Raw genomic sequence first — 21,687 nt, forward strand, 5'->3', positions numbered from 1 at the left:
CCCCTGTCGGTTTTCGCCCCCACCGACAGAATCAATCGACAACAATCGGTGCATGGCTCCACTGTGGCGGCGATCCTGCATCTGACTCGCCATCAGAAACTGCCACGTCTTTTCAGGAAGGTCCCATACGCAGGTCGTCGGAACGGAACACCCCGTCCAGCACCAGGTCGATGAAGCGGTCGGTGGCCGTACCCAACTCCACGGCATCCTCCTGCTCCGCGTCGGCGAGACAGCGCACCATGGCGAGCAGGAGCACCAGGTCGTCCGGGACGAGATCGGCACGGACGTACCCGCGAGCCTGGGCGCTGCGTAGCGGACGGCTGAGCGCCACGACCACCCGTTGCCGATACTGGTCACGCAGCCGTTGATCGAGGCGTCGCGCGAGCACGACGAGTGGGCGCATCTCGAACTGGGTGCGCAGCACCGCGTGCAGCAACTCCCGGAAGGCCGCCGGGTGCTCGGCGTTCGCTGCGGCGAGCACTTCCAACCGCGTCATCCGGGCGGCGATCACGGCGATCGTCAGGGCGTACCGGTCCGGGAAGTGGCGGTAGAGGGTGGCCTGGCTGACGCCGGCCCGCCGGGCGACCTCCAGTATCGGGAGCATCGACTGCCGGCTCGTCATCAGTTCGCTAGCGGCTCGGACGATGGCCGAGCGGTTGCGTTGGGCGTCCCGGCGACGCGACGTTCGTGTGCCGTAGAGCACTGTCCACGCTCCCGGAAGCCGACTACGTTACCCACCGGTAACGATAATGTCATCATCTTCAAATTCTCGGAACCGCTCCATAAGCTGCGCCTGTCCAGTGCCGCCACCAGCGACCCGCTAGGAGTGCGCATGGCGCAACGCCGATCCACACTGCCCAGCTATGCACTGTCGGTTCTGACCACAATGGTCCTGGCTGGTGCCGCCACCCCGATCCCCGCCGTCGCAGCCTCCAGCGCATCGACCCGGAGCACCGTCACTGCCGTCCCCACCACCGGTGTCCGCTTCGTCAACATCACCGGTGTCGGCGTGGTCCTGAAGGCCAACGTGGTCGCCCCGGCCACCACCGGCCAGTACCCGGCCATCATCTTCCCCGCCAGTTGGGGTCTCAACGACCTCGAATACCTGGCCCAGGCGAAGGCCCTCGCCGCCCGGGGCTACGTCGTCGTCTCATACACGCCCCGAGGCTGGTGGTCCTCCGGAGGTGAGATCGACACCGCCGGCCCGAAGGACATGGCCGACCTCACCAAGGTGATCGACTGGACCATCGCGAACACCGGCACGGACCCGACCCGCATCGGTGCGGGTGGCATCTCCTACGGCGCCGGGCTGAGCCTGCTCGGCTCGGCCTTCGACCCGCGCATCCGCGCCGTGGCCGTAATGAGCGGCTGGACCGACCTCACCTACTCCCTCTACGCCGACTCCACCCGCCATCAGCAGTCCAGCGGACTCCTCAAACTCGCCGCCGACCTACTCGGCAACGCCGGACCGGAACTTACCGGCAAACTGAACGACTTCGCCGCCAACCGCAACATCGACGAGATCATCACCTGGGCCGGCGTCCGTTCCGCAGCCAGCTACCTCAACGAGATCAACGCGAACCAGCCCGCCGTGCTGATCGCGAACGCCTGGGGCGACTCGTTCTTCCCACCGAACCAGCTCATCGACTTCTACGGCCGGCTAACCGGCCCGAAACGTCTGGAACTGCGCCCCGGCGACCACGCGATCGCCGAGTTCACCGGCATCCTCGGCCTGGAGAACGAGGTCTGGACCAACGTGTACCGCTGGTTCGACCAGCACCTGGCCGGCATCGACACCGGCATCAGCCAGGAACCACCGGTCCTGCTGCGCCCGCACAACGCCGCTGTCGAGACGTACCCGAACTGGCCGGCACCGCAGACCCGGCGCTACGGACTGGGCGAGATCCGCTGGATCGACGGGACCGGTCTGCTCGGCGGGGCACCGAGCAGCGGCTGGAGCAAGGGTCTGCCGACCGACCGCGACACCACCGCCAACGGTGGCGTCGTGCTCCTCACCAACGGGGTCGCCGCGTTCACCGGCAAACTGCCGGAGGTCTGGCTGCCCAGCGTGGACCGCCTCCGCGCCGGAGTCTGGGCCGCGCAGCGTCCGTCCACCACCCAACGCATCCGCGGCATCCCGAAACTGCACCTCGAAGTCACCGGCGCCGCTGCCCGGGGCACCCTGGTCGCCTACCTCTACGACCTTGACCTGCTCGGCAACGCAAAGCTGATCACCCACGCGCCGGTCACCTGGCTGGGCACCGGCTCCGGCAGCCGCAGCGTCGACGTCAACCTGACGGCGACCGCCTACAACCTGCCGGCGGGCCACTCCCTCACCCTCGTCGTCGACACCGTCGACCCGCTCTACTACGACGAAAACGCAGCGGGCGGCACGATCACCATCGGCGGCGGGTCGTACCTGGACGTACCGCTGGTGTAGCCACCGCCAGCAGCAACCGCGACCGTGTCCGCCGCCCGGCTCACCACGACGGGCGGCGGACACGTCATCGGTAGCGATACAGGTACCGGCTGAACGAGTAGTTCCGAAAGCTGGCCAGTTCCCGGCGGTCAGGGGAGGCTGTCGAGCTGCCTCGTCTACGCTCCCGCCTTTCTGCCCCGGCACCTGGCCGGCGCTCTCGCGGATGGACATCGCCCTGGACGTGGAACTTCCCGAGACGACGTACGCCGTCGCCAGCAGCCTGCCCTTAGTTCGATCCCGTAGCGGTCGGCCGCCTCGTGCGAATCCTGACCACCGATGTCGCAACGGCTTGCCCCGCTTGTGCGCCCAACTCGACAGCCAGTAGCCGTCCTCGCCCCCGGCATCGACGGCGGAAACAACAACAGTTACGCGACACCGGACTGGACGCCCTCTCCCTATGCCCTCCCCATGCCCGAACATCGACCTCTGACCGGAACTACTCGTCTAGAGCCGCGCCTCGATCTCGGCGACCCGCGCGGCCGGAATGCCCCACGGTTCGGGGACGCCGACCTGTGCGTCCAGGTCCCACAGCACGCACCGCTCGCCGGGCCGGGCCGCCATCGACCAGGCGACGACGGTCCGGCCCAACTGATCGTGCATCGGTCCCGCCACGGCAGCCGTGCCTGGCGGGGCACCGCCCTCCGGGTGGTGGTGCAGGTAGCGGCCGTACGCCGCCGTGCAGAACGCCGTGTATCGCGCGGTGCACAGAATGAAGCCGTGCCATGCCTCGTCGACGGCGTACGAGGGCATGCCGATGATCCGGTTGTCGCGCATCGCCGCGCCACAGCAGCGCAGCCACTGCCGTAGGCCGGTTTCGACGAGTTCGCGGGGTTGGTAGGGGCACGTCTTGAAGACGGCGTCGGGCAGGTCCAGGTCGTCGACGGCCCGGGTCACGCGGTCGATGCGGATGCTTCGGCGTAACCAGACCACTCTTACCTCCCACCCAGAAACAGGATTCACTGTATCGATGGCGAAGAAGGCGTTCCTGATCTGGCTCGGTGTCTTCATCCTCGGCGGACTCATCGGCGGCAAGGACTACATAGAGGCAACACTCTGCCTGGGCATAGTCAGCGGAATCGTACTGTTCATCTACGTCGATACCAAGCAAACGCGCGATCAGAGCAAGTGGGATGCCGGTGGCGGTGGCAGTGGCGGCGGTGGCGCGGGCGGAAGCTCCTCTAGCAGCTGTGGCGGTGGATGCGGAGGCGGCTGCGGCGGCGGCTGCGGCGGTGAATGAGCCGGCCGGGCCATGGCCTGTCTGCTCTGCCAGGTACGTAGCGCGTTCTTGATGCGTTCGTTCTCGGCGTACAACTGGTCGAGCTGTCGACAGCGTTGCGCTGTTTCCTCGGCGACACGGGCCAGGATGCCGTCGACCTGGTCCGGTTCATAACCGCGTCGACCAATCCGGGTACGAGCGATCACCAGCGCGCGGATCTCGTCCGGGGTCAGCGGACAGGTCACGCTGTTACGGCTGCGGTAGGTGCCCATGACCGGCGCTGTCGTACTCGTCGGGCAGGTGGATCCGATCGGCTGGGACGCCAGCGGCCAGCAGCCGCAGCAGCGCACCCCGGGTCATCGCCGGCGGCCCGCAGACGTACACCTTCTGCCCGGGTCGATGGTGCGGCAGGGCGATACTGAGCGCGTCACCCACCTCACCGGGCTCGGCGGTCGGGTCGTGGGAGAACGCCACCACCGGCGTCAACCAGTCATGGGCACACTGCAACTTGTCCAGGTTGGTCGCGTCGTACAGCTCGATGAAGGTGCGTACCCCGACCACCAGGGTCACCCGTCGACCGTCGACCCCTTCGGCGGCGACCTGCTCGACCAGGGCCCGCAGCGGTGCCAGTCCCGTACCACCGGCGATCAGCAGCAGGTCCGCCGTCGAGTCCGGGGCCAGTAGCAACCCCGAGCCGTAGGGTGCGCCCAGCCACAGCGACTGTCCCGGCCGGGTCGCCTGCACCAACGCGTTCGACACGCTTCCGCCCGGTACCGCCCGGACATGGATCTCGATCGTGTCGTCCAGCCGGGGAGCGTTCGCCGGGGCGTACCAGCGCCACCGTCCCGGGTGCTGCGGCACGCTCACCGGCACCGCCTGACCTGGCCGGAACGACAGCCGCCGCTGCGGACGTACGGTGAGAATGGCGATGCCATCGGCGGGCCGGTCACAGTCGACGACCTCGGCCGGCACCCAGGCCGGGTCACCCGCGATCCGCCGCGCCACCTGCGACAGCATCCGAATGGTCGCCCCATACAGCCGCTCCCAGGTCACCGCCAGCTTCGGTGTCCACAGCTCCGGGGTGTGGTGGGCCAGGGTGGCCGCCATCGCCTCGCCCAGCAACGGGTGATGCGGCGCGAACAGGCGCAGCTGACGATAGGCCCGACCCAGCACCGCCAACAACGCCGCCCGGCCGGCGGCATCGTCACCACCACTGACCAGCCGACCGAGACCGGCGAACAACGGGTCGGCGTCGTCACGGGGGATCATCCCCGGACGGCATTCCTCCATCAGGTGCCAGAAATAGTCGGCCGCCGCATCGGCCTGGTGCACCGTAGCGGCCCACGCGGTCAACAAATCCTGATCGTCCGCGCTCACGAGTCGGCCTTCCCCGTGAACGCGCGCCCGGCCTGCTCCGCCACTTCCTGCGGAACGCCGATCGTCTGCAACGTCCCCGTCAGATAGGCAACGACCCGGCGGTGCTGGCTCTCCGACAGGCCGAAGCCGTGCCACACCCCCACCGTCGAACAGGCGATGTCCCCGACCGGACCACCCAACGCCACCGTCAACTGCAGGGCCAGATGCCCACCCAACCTCGGCAGATCAACCCCTATCAGGTACGGGGACAGCTCCGTGTCCGCAGCCACCAGCCGCAGCCAACGGGCGACGACATCCCCCACTCCCCTCGGACCGATCCGGTCGAACACGCTCGCCCCCGCCGGATAAGCGCCACCACCTGACATCGCGCGGCCCTGACCATCAGCGGGCGGCAGCCCACCCTCCACAGCAATCACAAGGACACTCCTGCACCTGGGGAAACTGGAACGGCACCGGAGCGGGCGGGAACAGCGACATGCGCAGCAATCTGGGGAGAACCGCCACCGGAGCCGACACCCGCCCCGGGCCACGGACCACTTTTCCAACGGCCAGATAAAACCGACATGCCCGGCTACAGACGATCTAAATGTTCACGCCAAGTGGCGGGCCATCACTCAGCGAGTTGGTTGGCGAAACCAAATCCAGGCGCGCATAAAGCACACCAGGCGATCATGGCGAGTACACGGTCAGCTCAGCCGCCGCTAGCGAAGTCACCACTCACGCAGCCTCCAGAGCTGCTTCCGCCCGGTCCAGATAGTCCCACCAATTCTCATCGTCCCGATGACAGGAGGCTAGAAGGTTGGCGACGGACACGAAGGCAAGGATGATCACATTTTCTATCGGCACCGATTCGGCGAACCGCTGACCGTTCATCAGCCTGAGAAGGAAGGTAGAGACTTCTTCCTCCGTCGGTCGAGCCCACGCCTCCGCACGGGCAATCTCAACAGCCACCGCCACGGTCTCTTCGTCGCTCGGCTTGCCCTGGTGGATGTCCCGCATGACGTAGAGCGTGACAGCCAGGGCAAGCTCCACACCTTGCTGCACTGCCCGATCGTCCGGGAACGACTTCAGCGCTTCCTCAAGCTTCAAGAAGTCTCGCTTCACTGCGGCGTGAATCGCGTTTCGGACCAACGGCTCAACTCGGCTGCTGATCTTCATCCTGCTCCTTCTGCTCATCTAGCTTGTTGAGCCATGCCTTGGCCGCACTACTCGCTGCGGCGACACCCAGGAGTGTTCCAACGATTGCCTTCGCCTGCACTGGCATGATCTCCGTAACGGTAGCCCACAAAGCACTACCCATTGCCGCACCGAACCCAAGCGCCTCCGCACTGACAGTTTCGCGCCTTGGTCGCGGACCTATGAAGCTGCGTTGAGCCGCATCACGTCGTGCTCTCGATGCCGAGGAGGCATTGCGGGCAGGGAACTGCGGTGTCGTGGGTGACTGGCTCGATTCGCTACCACCACCCCCCTCTAGTTTCCCAGTGCTTGAACTTTCGTAATCGTCATCCGCACCTGCTCCTTGGTCGCCGGTGCCCGGCTGACGATCTGCCCCAGCGCATCAACCAGGCCGTCGATCTGTCCAACGAGTTGCCCAGAGCTGCCCTGCAACGCAGACGCTACAAGCGTTCGTGCCTCGGCGGCATCCTGTCTCGCCGCCAGAAGCTTGGCCTGTGCCTCGTCCAACTTCTGCGACGCAGCGGCCAACTGGGCAATGATCTGTCCCGCGCTCACATGCCCTCCCCCGAGCCAACGTTCGACGCTCCCGGACACGATCAGTCGACGCAGTTCGTCCTACCGCATGCGCCCCTCGTCGGAGGGCTGCTCACCCTGTGCCACGTCGAACGACTCCGCACGACGCTTGAGCAGCTCAAGCCAAAGACAACCGCCTGCGGGCAATGCCGCGCGTGACACCCCGTCTTCTGATCTCGTCGCAGCATAGCCGATATGCGCAATGCGTATACCACTCCATTACTCGCCAGGTTGAATGGATGGACTCAGCCCTAGACCACAACAGACGGAGCCGCACGACCATGACGAGGACGCCGGCAACACACACCAACTGCCCCCGCTGCGGCACCCGCCTGGCCCGCGACAACGACACCGGCCGCTGCGCCCCCTGCCAGGCCGCCGAACGCGACCAGCTGACCACACCACCCGAGGTGCCGGAGAGCTTCTGGGACCACGAACCCGTCCGCCAGGCCCTCACCGAACGCCACCTCGGCAAAGTCATCCGCGCCTACCGACACCACCCCTACCACGGCCGACTCCCACTCTCCCAGGAGATCGTCGCCCGCTGGCTCGGCATCAACCAGGCCCAACTCAGCCGAGCCGAAAACAACCCACCCATGATCCACCTCGACCGACTCACCCACTGGGCACAACTCCTCGGCATCCCCGCCCACCTACTCTGGTTCAAGCTGCCCGATCATCCGGACAGCGAGACGTCACGCCGTGATCGGCAACAAACGACACCTGTCAGACAGTCGATAGAGGCGTTCCCCTCACTCGCTGTCGCGCAGCCGTCCAACTTGATGGTCTCCTCTACCGGAGATGAGGCGACCGCCAGGCTGGGGTGGGCAGCGATGGCGCATGGCAGAGAGGGCAAAATGCCCGCCGTCGCCTTGGCCGAACTTGTCGGTATTGGGCCATCATCTTCCATGGGCGATCGTGGTGTTGATCCCGCAATGGTCGCTGGCCTGTTGGACACTTCCGCTCACTATCGCCGTTTGTACCATTCGGTACCAGCGTCATTTTTGCTTCCCGCTACCCTTGCCCACTTGAATCTCGTGCTGTCGCTACGGCCGGCGTCGCAGCCGGAACCTGAGCGAGTGTCGCTGTTGACTGCGGCCGGCGAAATGGCCGCGCTTGCCGGCGTCCTATTAGGACTTGACGCAGCTCGGTGGACGGAGGCGCTGTCGTACCTGGATCTCGCCTGGTCGCTGTCGCGGGAGATCCACGACGTGGAGTTGCAAACCGTGGTTCTCGGGTGTCGGTCGTTCGCGTTGTCCTACAGCGGTGGGGATCACAAGGCCGGGCTTGAGTGCGCGGACTTTGCGCGGAAGGTGGGTGCAAACAGGGCGACAGCCGAGACACGTGCCTGGGTGGCCGCAGTCGCCTCAGAGCGATGCGCGTCTCTCCACGATCTTGCAGCGTGTCTGGTACGGCTGGAAGACTCCCAAGCGGCGCTGGCAGAGCCGACCGACCATGGCTCACAATGGCGAGGAGTCGGTGGATACAACGAAGACAAGCTGCGCGCGTACGAAGGTGGGGACATGATGCGGCTGCGGCGCTATCGGGAGGCCGAAGCGATCTTAGAAGGCGCCTTAGCCGCATTTGACTCCAACATGTCCCGTCATCGAGCCACAGCCATGATCGACCTGGCAGAAGCTCGGTTCGGCCTCGGCGACATCGACGCCGCCTGCGACATGGCACACGAGGCGCTGAGGCTCGTGACGCAGGTCCAGCACACCGGCAACCTCGACCGCATCGACGTTATCGCCAGTCGAGGTGCCGCGGCTGGCTCACGGCCGGCAAACACTCTGCAAACCGAAGTGATGCTCGCCCGCGCCGATTACGGCCTGCCGATCGGACACGTGATTTGATGCCAGGTACACCAACCGCACTGATTCTCGACTTCGGCGGTGTGCTCACCAGCGACCTGTGGGAATCGATACGGGCATGTGCCCGACGGGAGGGCTTGGCCGACAACGCCCTCTTGGATCTGATACGTCATGACGATGAAGTCCACCAGCTCTACATCGGCATGGAACGTGGCGAGGTCAGCCAGAATGATTTTGAAAAGGGCCTGGCAAACGCCGCCAGGATCAGCCCTGACGGCCTCCTTGCCCGGATGTGCGCCAGCCTCCGCCCCGACGACCTGATGCTCAATGCAGTGGCCGACCTAAGATCGCGCGGCGTACGTATCGGGGTATTGTCAAATTCATGGGGAACTGGCTACTTCAACCCATACAAGGGATATGATCTAGACAAACGCGCAGATGCGCTGATCTTCTCGGATCAAGTAGGACTTCGGAAGCCCGAGCCGGAAATTTTTCTCCTCATCCTCGACCTACTCGGCATCTCAGGACATGAGAGCGTCTTCGTGGACGACATCGCCGCCAATCTGATACCCGCCCAGGAACTTGGCATGTCAGTGATGCACCATGTCGATAGCCGCGAAACCATCGCTGAACTCCAACGGCAGTTCATGCCGCCAGCAGTTCTGCAAAATCTCATTTAGATCGCTTCAAGTGCAGTTGCCCCCTCTGCAAGGCGAACCTAGCGCGGCTTGAGGGTTGAGGTGCAATTGTCGCAATCGGCACAAGGACCAGTCAGACTTACCGCTCCGTGGGAAACCTTGAGCGAGGTTGCCCTCGCGATGCGGTGCGAACCCATACCAGTCATCACCCTCGGTGGGTGGCGAGTGGTTACGTCCGATGGTGATCTGGCACCCGGGGTCCGGTACGTCGACACCGCCGAGGAAGCTGTCCGACAAGCTACCGAACGATCTGACGGTCGATCGTCTCGTAGCCAAGTTCCCGCAGCAGCACCAGCAGCCAGTGCTCCTGGGTGCTCCGGAGCTGGACCTCGCCACCGGAACGTTCCTGGAGCTTGGCGAAGTCGTGCCAGACGTCTCGCAGGTAGGCAAATGACCGGGCGTATCGCTGCACCGACTCCCCGGCTTAGGTCCATATGAGACTGGTCTCAGTCCGGAAGGTCCGAGTCGGCATCGATGATTCGTTGCAACATGCCGGCCGGCAGCAAGCCTCCGACCACCTGGATTGCTGGGAACAGCGTAGCGATGGGGGCACCTCCGTGAATCCGCTGCCAACCGCGTCTCCGGATCAGCTGCCGAGGTAGCGAGGCATTCCACTGTGGTCAGCCGGAGGCGGCTCGACTGCGTCTCTCCATAGCGGGCACGAGGCGTTTGGTTCGATCGACTGGCACGGTCAGCGACTCCGGCCGCCTAATCGCTTTAAATGATCATTCAAAGGGTGCATGCTGGGTAGCCTTGCGTCACCGTTCGACAATCCTTTGTCGCACGACTCAGTTGATCAGAGCAGCTACCAGCACCAATGGCCCCGGAGCCGGGCTCCCGACTCGATTTCCGCCAACGGGCCGGGCCAGCAACGCACTGCGACCACCTCAACCGTCACCCCTGAAAGAGAGGAGTGAAAAGCGAGTGAATCGCCCCACCCACCGACAGGCAGCCCACAGAGCGAGCAATCCCGCAGCCAACCAGGACGGGCCGATACCCGGATCATTCGCGGCGAACCTTACCCCGGCGGACCGGGCCGTCCTGGACACGGCCGGCTCCCGACAGGTGTACGCCGCCAATGCGGTCCTGTTTCATGAGGGAGATCCGTCTCGGCACGTCGCGTTGATCGAAAGAGGGTGGGTCAAGGTCACAGCCACCTCCCGACGAGGCTGGGAGGCCCTGTTGGCCATTCGAGGGGCCGGCGACATCCTCGGCGAGCTGTCCGCAGTGGACGGACGTCCCCGGCTCGCCACGGTCCGCGGACTCACCCAGGTCGAGGCAACGGTGATCACCGCGGAGCGGCTCCACAGCTGCATGACCACGCGACCCGAGATCGCCATGGCGCTGCTCCGGCACCTGGCGGCCAGCCTCCGCGAAGCGGACGGTCGGCGGGCCGAGTACGGCGCCAGCAACGGCGACAGTCGGCTGGCCACCCTCCTGCTGGAACTGGTGGAGCGGCACGGCATTCCAGCGCCCGAAGGCATGCTGATCGACCTGCCCCTGACGCAGCAGGATCTGGCCGCGTCGGTGGGGGTGTCCCGCGAGGTGGTTGCCCGGACGCTCCGGGTGCTGCGGTCCCGCCGGATCGTCCTGACCAGCCGGCGGCGGATCGTCGTGGCGCGGCCTGACCTGCTGCAATCGCTGGCCGGTTCTGTGTCGATGTTTACAGAAGCTCGGTAGCAACTGACAACGTTCCATCGGTCTCGGACCGGCATGCTGATGTCACCGGCAGTACGCCGCACATCGAGGAGCGTCATGAACAAAGCGTTTCGGTCCAACCTTCGTTCCGTTTCTCTCCGATCCTCATCGGTACGCGCCGACCCGGTTTCCCGGACCAACCGCCACCGACTGGAAAGGCGTACCCAGGTCGTCTCCGATGCTCCCTCCCGGTTGGCCGAACGCCTGGTGGCGGAGGCGAGAGAAGAAGTCCGGCGGGCTGATACGAAGGCTACGCAATGGTTGACCATGATTGGCAGCGTCGTGCTGGCGCTGATGACCGTGCTGGCTGGACAGTCCTGGCGTCCCTCGATGCTGTCCGAGTCTGACCAGTGGACGTGGTGGGCGGGCTGTGCCAGCGCCGCGATGGCCGTGTTCGCGCTGGTGCTGGCACTCATCCCGAGGACCAGTGGCGATCCGGACCTACGACAGGTCGCGTACTTCGGGCACATTCATCGACTTCGCGACCCGACCATGGTCCGGCACTACGTCGAACGCGCCGCCGCCGACACGATGCCCGGTTTGATTTCGCAGCTCTGCTGGATCAGCCGACTGGCAATGACGAAGTACCGCTACGCCCGGATCGGAACGATCTTTGCGTCACTCGCGGCAGCTTTGACCGCGATGAGTTTCATGTAGCACACCTGATCGATCAGCTAACCAACTGACCAGAATCCGCCGAAGGCAGCTCACTGCCTTTGGGGATGCCGCATACCCGAACTGGGTCGTTCAAGGGAAAGGGGTCGGCATGTCCGTCAGCGACAACCGCAAGGAGTCGAAGCACAGTCGATGGCCACCGAACAGCTTCGTCGGCCGCCTCGGACCGATCGAACAGAATGCCCTGCTTCGGCTCGGTGGTCGTGAGGAGTTCCGGGATTCCCGCCGCCTGCTCCGCCAGGGGGACCGGGGCCGGAACCTCCTGCTACTGACGAGTGGCAACGTCGAGGTGGTCGCCACCGCTGCGGGTCGACGACCACGCCGGCTCGGCCTGCGAACGACGGGTGATCTCGTCGGCGAGATCTCGTATCTCGACAGTCAGCCCCGCTCCGCGTCGGTGATCGCGATCGGCACGGTGACCGCACTGAACATTTCGTACAAGGCGTTCGACCTCTTCCTGGCGCAGCACCCGGCAGCCCATCGACCGTTTGCCCGGATACTGGCCGACCGGCTCCGCGCCGCCGACGTCCGCCCTGTCGAGTCCGGGCAGCGGGTCGAGATCCGAGTGGCAGCAGCACTCTGCGAACTCGACACGACGACCCGCTCCGACGGCACTGCCGTGGTGCTCATCACGCAGCGCGAGCTTGCCCGCCTGGTGGGTGCCTCGCAGATATCGACCCATCGAGCCCTACGCAAGTTCTCCGACCAGGGTTACATCACCACAGGTCACCGGTCCATTGCCATCCGCGACATCGACGGTCTGATCCGGTGCGCACAACGGCTACCTCCTTACATCACCTGATGCAGATCGATTGGCCAACTTCCGTTTGGTCAACGCAGAGTGACAGCCCTCCTTACTCGACCAAAGGCATGAATGACCATGGAACTTCCAAAGCCAGCGACCGCGATCTCCTCTGACATCGTCAACTCCAGCCGCGGTGGATATCGACGGCACTCCGCTCTCGGTATCGCCGCAGAAGACGCCTTCAGTGCCGCATTGGAAATCCCGCCCCCCTTCCCAGGTGACTGGGTCCGCAGTAACCGGGGCGACGGCGAACTCACCCTCGCCCCCGCCGAGGTGCCCGCTGCCTGGGTGCTGGTGCAGTTCATCAACCAGGTCCGGATAAACATCCGCGACTACAACCGGAACAAGAGCCCGGACCATCAACTCCGGCTCCGGATCGGAATCGACTCCGGCGACGTGTCGGTGGACGGTGACGGCGTACCGCGTGGCGGTGACGCAATCGTCGTGGCTGCTCGGCTACGCGACACGGACGCCGCCAAGGAAGCCATGGCTGCCGTACCGGAGGCACCGCTCGTCGTGGTCCTCTCCGAGGGGTTCTACCTGCGTGCCGTCCCGCACGGGGAACTCGGGCTCGAAGAACGGATGTTCCGGCGGGTACGGGCACAGGTGCCCGGCAAGGACTTCAGCGAGACGTGCTACCTGTACGTGCCCGGTCACCAGCCCCCGTACGTCACCGGCGCCGAGCACGACCCGGTTTCCGAGCCGTCGCCCAGCCAGCCCACGCCGGCCGCCAAGGCGTCGACCAGCAGCGGCCACGCCAACGGGCAGCGGCACTCGGACAACGGCACGGACGACCACGCCGAGACGTACGGCGAAATGCACATCGGTTCGGTGAAGGTCTACGGCCAATCGGTCGTGGGAAACGGTAGCCAGGCGATCAACCACGGCGCCATGCACTTCGGACGGACGGACGAATGACCGACGCCGAGCGCCCAGACCAGGCCGCCACAAGCAGCCGACCGGACCCGGCGGGACCGGAGAACACCAGTGACGTGGAGAAGCCGGTAGCACCGCCGCCGTCCACCCCGTCCACCCCGGCTCCAGCGCCCGCACCCCAACTCCCCGCCGCCACCCCGGAAGGCCTCGACGCCGTCAACAGCGACCGGGACAACCCCCGGAGCTGGTACGACGCACAAGCCGACGGGGCCGCCGCCAACTCCTCGGCCGAGGACTCGAACAGCGACATGAGCTGGCACACGGATTCCTCGTCCGGTCCGGAGGGTGGCTCCCACCAGCAGTGGCAGCGGGTCACCACCCACGGCGCCACCGCCTTCGGCCCCGGCGCCCAGGCATTCAACCTGATCACGAAGAACGGCAAGCGGATCACCGTTCTGAAATCACAGGAAACCGCCACCCGCATCGGAAGCATCACCGAGACCTACGTAACGGTCGACGGCTTCGAGCAGATCCGGGGAGAGCTGGCGAACAACCGGCTGACCTATCTGTGCGGGACAGCCGGCGGCGGTCGCCGGACCACCGCACAGATGCTGCTGGCCGCCGTCGTCGGCCCCGACAAGGTGGCCGGCATCGCGGTCGCCGAACCCGATGTCACCCTCGCGGAACTGGCCGGCGAAGCTGACCTGATCACTCCCGGGCACGGCGTGATCCTTGAGCTGACCGAACCGGGAACCGTCAGCGCCGGCACGTTGAGCACGTTCGCGACAATGGCCCGACGCTGTGACGCCTACCTGGTCATCCTGGACGACCGGGCCGACGCGCCGGAGCCGTCCCTCAGGCCGTACGGCGCACTGCACACACCGCCGGATGCGGCGAACGTGATCCGTCGGCACCTCCCCCGCCTGCTGAAACAGAGCGCTCGCTGCGTCGGCACCTGCGGTCGCTGCGTCGACTCCTGCCATCAGGCGTTCGTCGAGAAGTGCCTGGACCAGGAAGACGTGACCAAAGCGCTCACCGCCCATCCGAAACCCGGCTCGGCCGTGGAGCTCGCCGAGACGCTGGCCAACTGGAGCGGCAAGGAAAAGGAGCTGAAGCAGGCAATGCGTGGCCTGCGGAGCCGGGTCCGCGAGCTGGCCGCAAAGCTACTCAAGCACGAACACCCCAATGCGGAAACCGGCAACGCACAGCCACCCACGCCACGTCGGCAGGCATTCCAGATCGCCTACGCGGTGTTCGACGGTTACCCACTGGCGGACGTGTTCAACGCCGGGGAACTGCTGCTGAGCATCCTGTGGCAGGTGCAGGGCGACGAGGAGCGGCCCGCCCGGGTCGTCTTCGACGGCGGCGTCGACCAGATGCTCAACACCGGTCTGGGGGCGACCGGCACCCTTTCTCCCGACAACGTCACGGAGCATCCGCGCCGGGCCCGGCTCGCCGACCGTCGGCTCCAGGTCGACGTGCTCGATGTCGTCTGGCACGACTTCGACTCGGTACGGGTGCCCCTGCTGGCCTGGCTCAACACGCTCGTCTTCGGCAGACGTGAATCGCTGCGCAGCCGGGCCGCCGAGGTTGCCGGCCTACTGGCAACGTACGACTTCGGCGAGGTCTACCGGGTGCTGATCGGTCCCTGGGCCCGATCCCCCAAGGGCTTCGTCCGGCAGGCAGCGGTCATAGCGCTGGACAGTGCCCTCGACAACACGCAGTTCTTCGACCGGATCTGGCGTCAGGTGGACGACTGGGTCCAGAGCCCGAACGCGCTGCTGCACGACACGGCCGCTCGGACGTACGCCACCCGGTTGGGGACGGCTCTGCCGACGCTGGCCCTGCACAACCTGCGGATCCTCGCCGGGCGGGACACCCTCAACGCCAGCGCGTCGGTCGCCCATGCGCTGTGTGCCGTGTACGAGTTCGCCGCCGACCAGACCCGCGAGTGCCTGGTCGAGTGGAACCGCGACGACACCTACCGGGTACGTGTCCACGCCGTACGTGGGCTCATCCTGCTGGCCAGGCTGGTGACCGACCAGAACGACCGGCTCTGGCCGGTGTTGCTGCTCCACACCGCCGGTTCGACATCCGCCACCCAGGATCTCGTCACGCTGTGGCGGGCCGCTCTCACCGAACCGACCACCGCATACCGGGCCTGGCAACAGCTCCACGCCTGGGTACGTCTGGCCGACACCGACGCCGAGCTAGGGGACCAGATCACCGCCCTGGTCAGTCGCATCCTGGCCGGTCCGACAGCCACCCGAGGCCGATTCCATCTCCAAATCTGGAGCCGCGGGGACTCCGGCTCCAAGACCGCCCGACGGCTGCTCTCCCTGCCCTGGGAGAACCCGGCTGACCGGGCAGCCGACCACGTTCCCGCCAATGACACCCCTGGAGGTAGGTCATGACCGATCAGACATCCTACGAAACCCCGAAACGGCGCAGCCTCTGGCGCCGGATCGTCGACTGGCTGCGCGGTGACAGCCAGCCGGTAGCGCCACCCGAGCCGGCCAAGAGTTTCGTGCCGGCCAAGCAGGAAAAGGTGGAATACCAGCCGTCCAGCGAGGACGAACCCATGACGGTGCTGTGCCAGGGCGACGTGTTCGAGTTCCAGGTGTACGTCGACCTGCTGTGGTCCACCCACGTCATGCCGTACGAGGAGCTGACCCACCAGGCGCGGGAATACACCGCCAGTGCCCGGGACACGGTTCGCGAGCGGGCCTGGAAGGTGGCCCGTGCCTACTCGCCCTACCAGGCGGTCGAGGCCGAGGCGGCGATCCAGGCGGAACTCGATTCGGGATGGTGCTACTCGGACGACGCCGGCCTGGTCAGGTGCACGGCCAAGGTACGGGTGCTGCCCGATCCCCGGGTCCGGGAACATCTGCGGCCCTTCTCCCTGCTCGAGTTGGAGGTCGAAGCGGAGGCCAGCCTCGGCCGGCTACGCGTCGAACGGCTCGGCGAACTCACCCATCGCTGGCAGAAGCTCTTCGAGGAGATCGGTCATGGACCAACGGTGGTGCATGCCGCCCAGATGACCAAGCCGGACTTCGCGACGGTGGTCGCCAGGCTGGCCGGTCAGCGGCGCGATTCGGCGACGAAGCTCATCGACCTCCTCCACCAGACGACCAAGGACCACCAGCACCTCGGTCTGTACGAGTTCGCCAACGCGTACGACAGCGCCCTACAGGCCTTCCGCAAGCAGATGGGCCTGGACGACAGCCTCTGGTCCGCCCAACCGAGCAGCGTCGACAGCGGCCCCGGCACCAAGGAGAAGTCATGAGACTCGGCCGAGTCCTGGTGGTGGTCGCCTCCGTCGTCGCGCTCGGTGCCACCGCAGGCTGTGGCGCGGACGAGCCCGACTGCTCCCGGCCGGCGGACGAGCAGGTCGACGGCGTGGGCAACACCGCCATCCTGATCGACGTATCGGCTTCCACCCGGTCGACCGGCGCGGCCCCGCAGTACCCGACCGTGCTGGCCGGACAGATCGAGGCGGCAGTGGATCGCCAGGACGTCGTCTCCATCGGCACCTTCGACGGATCGGCCGCCACCGTCGGCTGGACCACCGACAGCAGGCCGACCCGCTCGAACAGCAAGCGGCCGAACAACCGGAAGGCCGACCGGGAAAAGGCCATCAGCTGTCTGTCCGCCGCCGCCCGCGAAGCAGCCTCGGCACCGGCCCGCGCCGCCCGTACCGACGTGCTCGGCGCGCTCGGGGTCGCCGCCGAGCACACCGGGCAGGCCGGCCAGCAGCGTCGGACGGTGATCCTGGCCACCGATGGCCTGAGCACCACAGGCTGTGCCGACCTCAGCCGTCGGCCGGTCGGCGACCAGGAGTTCATCGAGGCCATGGCTACCGCCTGCCCCGGAAAACCCGACTGGCCCACCGCGCTGAACGGCGTACACGTGGTGATGCTCGGCGTCGGACACCCGGCCGAGGGGCAGCCGGTGCCGGAAACGGGACATCTGGCCTGGCTGCGAACGTACTGGGAGCGGGTGTGCCTCCTGGCTCAGGCGGCGTCGTGCACGGTCTCGACCGCTCCGGTCCAGCGGGCAACCGGCAAGCAGAGTGACGGTGCACCAGCGGACGCCCCGGTGGCCTTCACCCCCGGCGCCGGCCCGCCGGCGGTTCCTGACCGCACCGTACTGCCGCTGCCCTCCGCCACGCTGTTCGACACCGACTCCGACCAGGTGGGGGCCGAGGGACGGCAACGCCTGGTGACCCTGGCCCTGGAGGTCGGCGTCGAACCCGGCACCACCGTCGAGGTGATCGGTCACACCGATTCCCGCAGCGACGATGCGTACAACCAGGATCTGTCGGAGCGACGTGCCGCTGCGGTGGGACAGGTGCTGCGTGGGGAGGGATTCACCCAGGTGCGGACCCGGGGTGAGGGAGAGAAACGGCTGTTGTGCCCACACGAGCGGCGACCGGACGGGACCTGGGACGACCAGTGTCTGCAACAGAACCGGCGGGTGGAGATCGTGCTGACCCGAGGAGGCGGGTAACGATGACCGACCAGATCACGAGTAACGAGATTGGGCCGAACGGTCGCCGGTACTCACCGGTCCCGTGCCCGCAGCAGGTTCTGCTGGGACCGACCCGGCTCACCGCCGACCAGCCGGTCGCCGTGCCGGAGACGTACCCGGTCGGGGAACTGTCCCACTCCGAGTCGGCCCGGCTGACCCGCGCCACGATCGCCGCCGATCAGGCGCTGGCCGCATCCCACCAGGCCATCCGGACCGCCGCAGACCGGCTGGTCGACGCCTGGCGGCACAGCAGGTCGGCGCTGCAGATGCTGGCCGCGTTCGAGGCGGAACACAGCCTGCTGACGGCGGCCCAAGGGCAGCGCGACGTCGTCACCCGGCACGCCCGAGACGGTGCCGAGGACCGCAGGCACCGTCCGGGATGGCTACATCCGTGGCTGGTCTGGGCCATGATCCTGGCCAGTGCGATCTACGACACCGTGTTCTTCGCGACGGCGTTCCGCGACATGATCGACGCACCCGACAACCTACTGACCATCGAATACTGGGTCTCGTACGTGCCCGGGTTCGCCATCGCCATGGCCCTGATCCTGTCCGGGAGCTGGCTGGCCGTGCCACTGTTCCGCCACCGCCACCGAGCCGAACGACGCCCCTTGCGTCGGCGGTTGACGTGGAAGGTCCTGTTGTACCGGATGTTCGTGGCCTGGCGTCCCGCAGACGAGCGACGCAGCGACGACGACCTGCCGTGGCCGAGCTGGGTCCTTCCGGTGGCCTTCACCAGTCTGGTCCTCGGCGTACTCGGCATATGGGCCTGGCTACGTGGGGGAAGTCTCCAGCAGCCGGGGCTGCGCCTGCCGATGGTCGCGTTGCTCCTCCTGCTCACCATCGCCGCGATCGCCTTCAAGGCCAGTGCCCACAACCCGTACGCGGACACGGCAAGAAAGGCTCAGCAGGAGCTGCGGTCCGCCACCGCCCGCTACACCCTGCTGGAGGCGCAGGCACGGGAGAAGCTGGCCGCACACGCCAAGTCCTGGCAGGAGACACACACGGTGACCGAGGAGGCTGCGGCCAGTGCCCGCTGGCGGCTGATGGACGCCTGGGCAGAGATCGCCGAGGAGCGGGCGGGCCACGGGCTCACCGGGATGGTGGCTCCCAGGTTCGTCAGTGTCGACGGCGACATCGTCGTCACCAACCAGGTGTTCACCGGGATGGCCGGGCCGCCGCTCGGGATGGAAGTGCTGGGGTACACCCGGCAAACCCTGGCCAAATACCATCCGGACCTGCTGGAACATGAACTGGCCACCCTGGTGGATCGACTGAACGAACAGCTCGCTGCCCGTACCGACGGTGGGCCGGACCGCCAGTCCGGCGTGGCTGGCCCCGACCGAGGCGACGGTCAACTGCTGCCGGCGGGCAGACAGACATAGACACCGAGCACGTCGGCCGGCTTCTGGGCGGTGACGGTGATCTGGCGGCGCACCCGCTGACCGGCTGCCTCGCGGACCCGGATGTGCGCGGAGCGCAAGTCGTCGGCGAGGGTGTCCGCCGTGGCAGCCGGGTGATCGGTGACCGAGCCGAGGTCACCGATCACCCGCCGCAGAGTGGCTGACCGAGGCGGAAGGCCTGCATATGGGCCTCCTCCGCGACCAGGCGGCGCCGTCCAGGAGTACGGCAACCTGCCGTCCTGCACCGCGATGTCGAGGTTGTGACGCCCGGTCTCCGGGTCCTTGATCCCGGTGCCGGCTTGGAGCACGGACCGGATAGCGGCCTGACAGGCGGCTGGCCACCTTCGCCACCTCGACCCGCTGGTATGCCACGTCGCCTTCGCTGGTCGTCGTCGCCGATGTGCCGACGCACTGGAGTTCGGTCGCGGCACAGTCGTCCCACGTACGGCGGACGAGGAAGGCAACATCCGCGCCCTGCCGCCCCCGGTGGCGGGTGAGTACAAGTTCGCGGCTTCCGGCATCGTTCTGGTCGACCTTGATCGAAAGATCCGCAGGGCGCACCCAAGAGGCCAGCTCCACGAATTGTGAAAACTTTGTGCATTTGAATCCCGAGTGGATTTCTCAAGAGCCTCCTGCCCGTTTTGAGGTTTTTCGGTAGAAAGATGATTCATGTCTTACTATGCCATTTCGTATTGCTTTGTCCCCTGACTCCGAAAGGTTCGGTAATCGGTGACGCACATGGAATCGATGTGGCTACATAGCGCTGTGAGCGGTTCTGCTCCGGCGTACCCGAAGAGGGTGGGTAGGACGGCGGACATACCCGGGCAGCCCGTGCCCGAGTTGCGGCCAGCCGGCAATCTCCCGTACTCGCGGATCGAGCGGCTTCGGCAGGTCCAGCCAGCTCTCGTCCCGGCCCTGGTGTCTGCTCAGCGGAGGAACACCTCCACCGGCCGGATGGAGGCGAGATGAGAAGCCTTGTCCTCCAGCCCGACCGTCGCCGAATGACGGCGCGCGCCGCGATCACGGTGGTTGGTGCCGTTCTTGCCGCTTCCCTCGGCCCCGGTACCGCCCAGGCCGATCCGCTGCCAGCGACCTACAGCGGCTCCACACACGGCGATGCGATGTCGCTGAACATCACGGCGGCGGGCCTTACCATCGGTGCCGCATTGGGCCATTCAGCCACCGCCGTTGACAGTACTGCCGACCCACGGGCCCACGCGGAGTCCTCCAACCTCGAAGCCGGCGCGATCGGCATCCCGGTGAGTGTCGTCACGGGCGACGCGAACTCCAACAACACCACGCCTACGGACAGTTACAACGTCGCGCTGGGTCAGTTGGATGTGCCCGGCCTGCTCGACACGGGTGAACTTGTCGGTACTGGCTCGACGAACTGGGCCGGTGACGCAGCATGCGTTCCTGACGGTACGGCGATCGCGCAGTCGACCACCAGCATGGCCAGCGCGAACCTGGGCATCCCCGGCATCACCATTCTCGATATGGGAACGCTGGAGACCAGCGGCCAGGTGACGCTGTCGGGCGGCTCGGTGGTTTCCACCAGCACCGGTAACCTTGGTTCGCTGTCTCTGATCAACGGTCTGGTCGCGGTCAACGTTGCGACCAACCCGCTCTTGACGGCCACGTCCGATGGCACGACGGGTACGGTCACCGCCAACAACTACGGCGTGACGGTGACGGTCGGTGGGGTGACGACGACACTGACCGCTGGCATGTCGCTCCCGATCAATCTCAACATTCCCTTTGTGGCGACCGTCAACCTGACGATCAGCGTTGGCAATCTCGTCGACGCCTCGTCGGGTGCCACTGGCTCGGGTTCGTTGAACTTCGTGAGCATCAGTGGCTCTGCCACTTCACTGGGTGTCACTCTCGCGTCGTTCGACTTCGATCTGCTGCCGCTGTCGGCCACCGCGACTGCTCCGTCCGGTGGCGTGCAGTGCGACGCTCTGGACCCGCCGACGATCACCTCGCCGACCAACGGTCAGACGACCGGCGAGACGCCGACGATCTCCGGTACCGGGATTCCCGGTGCGACGGTCACGGTGACCGAGAGTGGGACAGTAATCGGAACGGCGGTGGTCGCGCCAGATGGAACGTGGTCGCTTGTCCCGGCAACTCCGTTAGCGGTAGGCGACCATACGATCACGGCAACCCAGGAGTCCGGGGGCATAGTCTCCGGGCCATCGAACTCCGTGACGTTCACCGTGCAGGCCCCACCGGCTGCTCCGGTGATCACCAGCCCAACAAACGGACAGCAGGTCAACGACTCCACCCCGACCATCACCGGAACGGGCGAGCCGGGTAACACCATCACCGTCACCATCGACGGTGTTGTTGCCGGCACCACCACAGTGG

The 21,687-nt window shown here is 66.3% G+C and carries 21 protein-coding genes; 13 read left to right on the forward strand and 8 right to left on the reverse strand.

Annotated elements, in window-relative coordinates:
* Positions 1-112: 112 nt before the first annotated feature.
* The gene (locus tag ACFQ4H_RS05125) at positions 113-604 is read right to left on the reverse strand and encodes a helix-turn-helix domain-containing protein (RefSeq protein ID WP_377567486.1); all 492 of its coding nucleotides are present in this window, start codon (positions 602-604) and stop codon (positions 113-115) included.
* Between the two features lie 228 nt (positions 605-832).
* Between ACFQ4H_RS05125 and ACFQ4H_RS05130 the strand changes: the two genes are divergently transcribed.
* Entirely contained in the window at positions 833-2,440 is a 1,608-nt protein-coding gene (locus tag ACFQ4H_RS05130) for a CocE/NonD family hydrolase (RefSeq protein WP_377567488.1), read from the forward strand.
* 483 nt (positions 2,441-2,923) lie between these two features.
* On the opposite strand, the gene ACFQ4H_RS05135 is transcribed toward ACFQ4H_RS05130, so the two are convergent.
* On the reverse strand, positions 2,924-3,409 hold the full coding sequence (locus ACFQ4H_RS05135) for a glycine-rich domain-containing protein (RefSeq protein ID WP_377567490.1): 486 nt from the start codon (positions 3,407-3,409) through the stop codon (positions 2,924-2,926).
* A 37-nt stretch (positions 3,410-3,446) separates the two neighbouring features.
* Between ACFQ4H_RS05135 and ACFQ4H_RS05140 the strand changes: the two genes are divergently transcribed.
* Positions 3,447-3,716 (forward strand): hypothetical protein, encoded by a 270-nt coding sequence (locus ACFQ4H_RS05140; protein WP_377567492.1) that lies wholly within the window; start codon positions 3,447-3,449, stop codon positions 3,714-3,716.
* A gap of 228 nt (positions 3,717-3,944) precedes the next feature.
* Here ACFQ4H_RS05140 and ACFQ4H_RS05145 read toward each other — a convergent pair whose 3' ends face one another.
* From ACFQ4H_RS05145 to ACFQ4H_RS05160, 4 genes are all read right to left on the reverse strand, one after another.
* Positions 3,945-5,072 carry an FAD-binding oxidoreductase gene (locus ACFQ4H_RS05145; protein WP_377567494.1) on the reverse strand — a complete coding sequence of 376 codons (1,128 nt, stop codon included), beginning with the start codon at positions 5,070-5,072 and terminating at the stop codon, positions 3,945-3,947.
* Positions 5,069-5,488 (reverse strand): globin family protein, encoded by a 420-nt coding sequence (locus ACFQ4H_RS05150; RefSeq protein ID WP_377567496.1) that lies wholly within the window; start codon positions 5,486-5,488, stop codon positions 5,069-5,071. The genes ACFQ4H_RS05145 and ACFQ4H_RS05150 overlap by 4 nt, the downstream gene beginning before the upstream one ends.
* Before the next feature lie 301 nt (positions 5,489-5,789).
* Positions 5,790-6,230, reverse strand: a complete 441-nt coding sequence (locus ACFQ4H_RS05155; protein WP_377567498.1) for a hypothetical protein — start codon at positions 6,228-6,230, stop codon at positions 5,790-5,792.
* A 312-nt stretch (positions 6,231-6,542) separates the two neighbouring features.
* Positions 6,543-6,803, reverse strand: coding sequence for a DUF6244 family protein (locus ACFQ4H_RS05160; protein WP_377567500.1), 261 nt, complete (start codon positions 6,801-6,803; stop codon positions 6,543-6,545).
* Between the two features lie 299 nt (positions 6,804-7,102).
* On the opposite strand from ACFQ4H_RS05160, the gene ACFQ4H_RS05165 reads away from it, so the two are divergent.
* The gene (locus ACFQ4H_RS05165; protein WP_377567502.1) at positions 7,103-8,674 is read left to right on the forward strand and encodes a helix-turn-helix domain-containing protein; all 1,572 of its coding nucleotides are present in this window, start codon (positions 7,103-7,105) and stop codon (positions 8,672-8,674) included.
* A complete protein-coding gene (locus ACFQ4H_RS05170) occupies positions 8,674-9,312 on the forward strand; it encodes an HAD family hydrolase (RefSeq protein ID WP_377567504.1) in 639 nt (212 codons plus the stop codon). Before ACFQ4H_RS05165 ends, ACFQ4H_RS05170 begins: the two co-directional genes overlap by 1 nt.
* 256 nt (positions 9,313-9,568) lie before the next feature.
* On the opposite strand, the gene ACFQ4H_RS05175 is transcribed toward ACFQ4H_RS05170, so the two are convergent.
* On the reverse strand, positions 9,569-9,742 hold the full coding sequence (locus ACFQ4H_RS05175; RefSeq protein ID WP_377567506.1) for a hypothetical protein: 174 nt from the start codon (positions 9,740-9,742) through the stop codon (positions 9,569-9,571).
* Positions 9,743-10,395: 653 nt separating this feature from the next.
* Between ACFQ4H_RS05175 and ACFQ4H_RS05180 the strand changes: the two genes are divergently transcribed.
* The 8 genes from ACFQ4H_RS05180 (at position 10,396) to ACFQ4H_RS05215 (ending at position 19,299) form a co-directional block, all read left to right on the forward strand.
* Positions 10,396-11,010, forward strand: coding sequence for a Crp/Fnr family transcriptional regulator (locus ACFQ4H_RS05180; protein WP_377567633.1), 615 nt, complete (start codon positions 10,396-10,398; stop codon positions 11,008-11,010).
* A 210-nt stretch (positions 11,011-11,220) separates the two neighbouring features.
* Positions 11,221-11,685, forward strand: a complete 465-nt coding sequence (locus ACFQ4H_RS05185) for a Pycsar system effector family protein (RefSeq protein WP_377567508.1) — start codon at positions 11,221-11,223, stop codon at positions 11,683-11,685.
* A 109-nt stretch (positions 11,686-11,794) separates the two neighbouring features.
* On the forward strand, positions 11,795-12,505 hold the full coding sequence (locus ACFQ4H_RS05190; protein ID WP_377567510.1) for a Crp/Fnr family transcriptional regulator: 711 nt from the start codon (positions 11,795-11,797) through the stop codon (positions 12,503-12,505).
* 78 nt (positions 12,506-12,583) lie between these two features.
* Entirely contained in the window at positions 12,584-13,426 is an 843-nt protein-coding gene (locus tag ACFQ4H_RS05195; RefSeq protein WP_377567512.1) for a nucleotidyl cyclase domain-containing protein, read from the forward strand.
* Positions 13,423-15,798: a hypothetical protein gene (locus ACFQ4H_RS05200; protein WP_377567514.1), complete on the forward strand. Its 2,376-nt coding sequence runs from the start codon at positions 13,423-13,425 to the stop codon at positions 15,796-15,798. Before ACFQ4H_RS05195 ends, ACFQ4H_RS05200 begins: the two co-directional genes overlap by 4 nt.
* A complete protein-coding gene (locus tag ACFQ4H_RS05205; protein WP_377567516.1) occupies positions 15,795-16,670 on the forward strand; it encodes a hypothetical protein in 876 nt (291 codons plus the stop codon). Before ACFQ4H_RS05200 ends, ACFQ4H_RS05205 begins: the two co-directional genes overlap by 4 nt.
* Positions 16,667-17,893 (forward strand): OmpA family protein, encoded by a 1,227-nt coding sequence (locus tag ACFQ4H_RS05210; RefSeq protein WP_377567518.1) that lies wholly within the window; start codon positions 16,667-16,669, stop codon positions 17,891-17,893. Before ACFQ4H_RS05205 ends, ACFQ4H_RS05210 begins: the two co-directional genes overlap by 4 nt.
* 2 nt (positions 17,894-17,895) lie before the next feature.
* Positions 17,896-19,299 (forward strand): hypothetical protein, encoded by a 1,404-nt coding sequence (locus ACFQ4H_RS05215; protein ID WP_377567520.1) that lies wholly within the window; start codon positions 17,896-17,898, stop codon positions 19,297-19,299.
* Here ACFQ4H_RS05215 and ACFQ4H_RS05220 read toward each other — a convergent pair.
* Positions 19,269-19,463, reverse strand: a complete 195-nt coding sequence (locus tag ACFQ4H_RS05220; protein ID WP_377567522.1) for a hypothetical protein — start codon at positions 19,461-19,463, stop codon at positions 19,269-19,271. The genes ACFQ4H_RS05215 and ACFQ4H_RS05220 overlap by 31 nt on opposite strands.
* An 855-nt stretch (positions 19,464-20,318) precedes the next feature.
* Here ACFQ4H_RS05220 and ACFQ4H_RS05225 point away from each other — a divergent pair.
* Positions 20,319-21,687: Ig-like domain-containing protein (locus tag ACFQ4H_RS05225; protein WP_377567524.1), on the forward strand; the 1,369-nt coding region annotated here is incomplete at its 3' end.

This window comes from Micromonospora sonneratiae (assembly GCF_042679305.1).
GTDB classification, from domain to species: domain Bacteria; phylum Actinomycetota; class Actinomycetes; order Mycobacteriales; family Micromonosporaceae; genus Micromonospora_H; species Micromonospora_H sonneratiae.

Coding starts and splice junctions, on each gene's coding strand:
- ACFQ4H_RS05130 (WP_377567488.1), top strand. CDS start 833: ATGGCGCAACGCCGATCCACACTGCCCAGCTATGCACTGTCGGTTCTG.
- ACFQ4H_RS05215 (WP_377567520.1), top strand. CDS start 17,896: ATGACCGACCAGATCACGAGTAACGAGATTGGGCCGAACGGTCGCCGG.
- ACFQ4H_RS05170 (WP_377567504.1), top strand. CDS start 8,674: ATGCCAGGTACACCAACCGCACTGATTCTCGACTTCGGCGGTGTGCTC.
- ACFQ4H_RS05210 (WP_377567518.1), top strand. CDS start 16,667: ATGAGACTCGGCCGAGTCCTGGTGGTGGTCGCCTCCGTCGTCGCGCTC.
- ACFQ4H_RS05190 (WP_377567510.1), top strand. CDS start 11,795: ATGTCCGTCAGCGACAACCGCAAGGAGTCGAAGCACAGTCGATGGCCA.
- ACFQ4H_RS05155 (WP_377567498.1), bottom strand. CDS start 6,230: ATGAAGATCAGCAGCCGAGTTGAGCCGTTGGTCCGAAACGCGATTCAC.
- ACFQ4H_RS05165 (WP_377567502.1), top strand. CDS start 7,103: ATGACGAGGACGCCGGCAACACACACCAACTGCCCCCGCTGCGGCACC.
- ACFQ4H_RS05205 (WP_377567516.1), top strand. CDS start 15,795: ATGACCGATCAGACATCCTACGAAACCCCGAAACGGCGCAGCCTCTGG.
- ACFQ4H_RS05140 (WP_377567492.1), top strand. CDS start 3,447: ATGGCGAAGAAGGCGTTCCTGATCTGGCTCGGTGTCTTCATCCTCGGC.
- ACFQ4H_RS05200 (WP_377567514.1), top strand. CDS start 13,423: ATGACCGACGCCGAGCGCCCAGACCAGGCCGCCACAAGCAGCCGACCG.
- ACFQ4H_RS05125 (WP_377567486.1), bottom strand. CDS start 604: ATGCTCCCGATACTGGAGGTCGCCCGGCGGGCCGGCGTCAGCCAGGCC.
- ACFQ4H_RS05195 (WP_377567512.1), top strand. CDS start 12,584: ATGGAACTTCCAAAGCCAGCGACCGCGATCTCCTCTGACATCGTCAAC.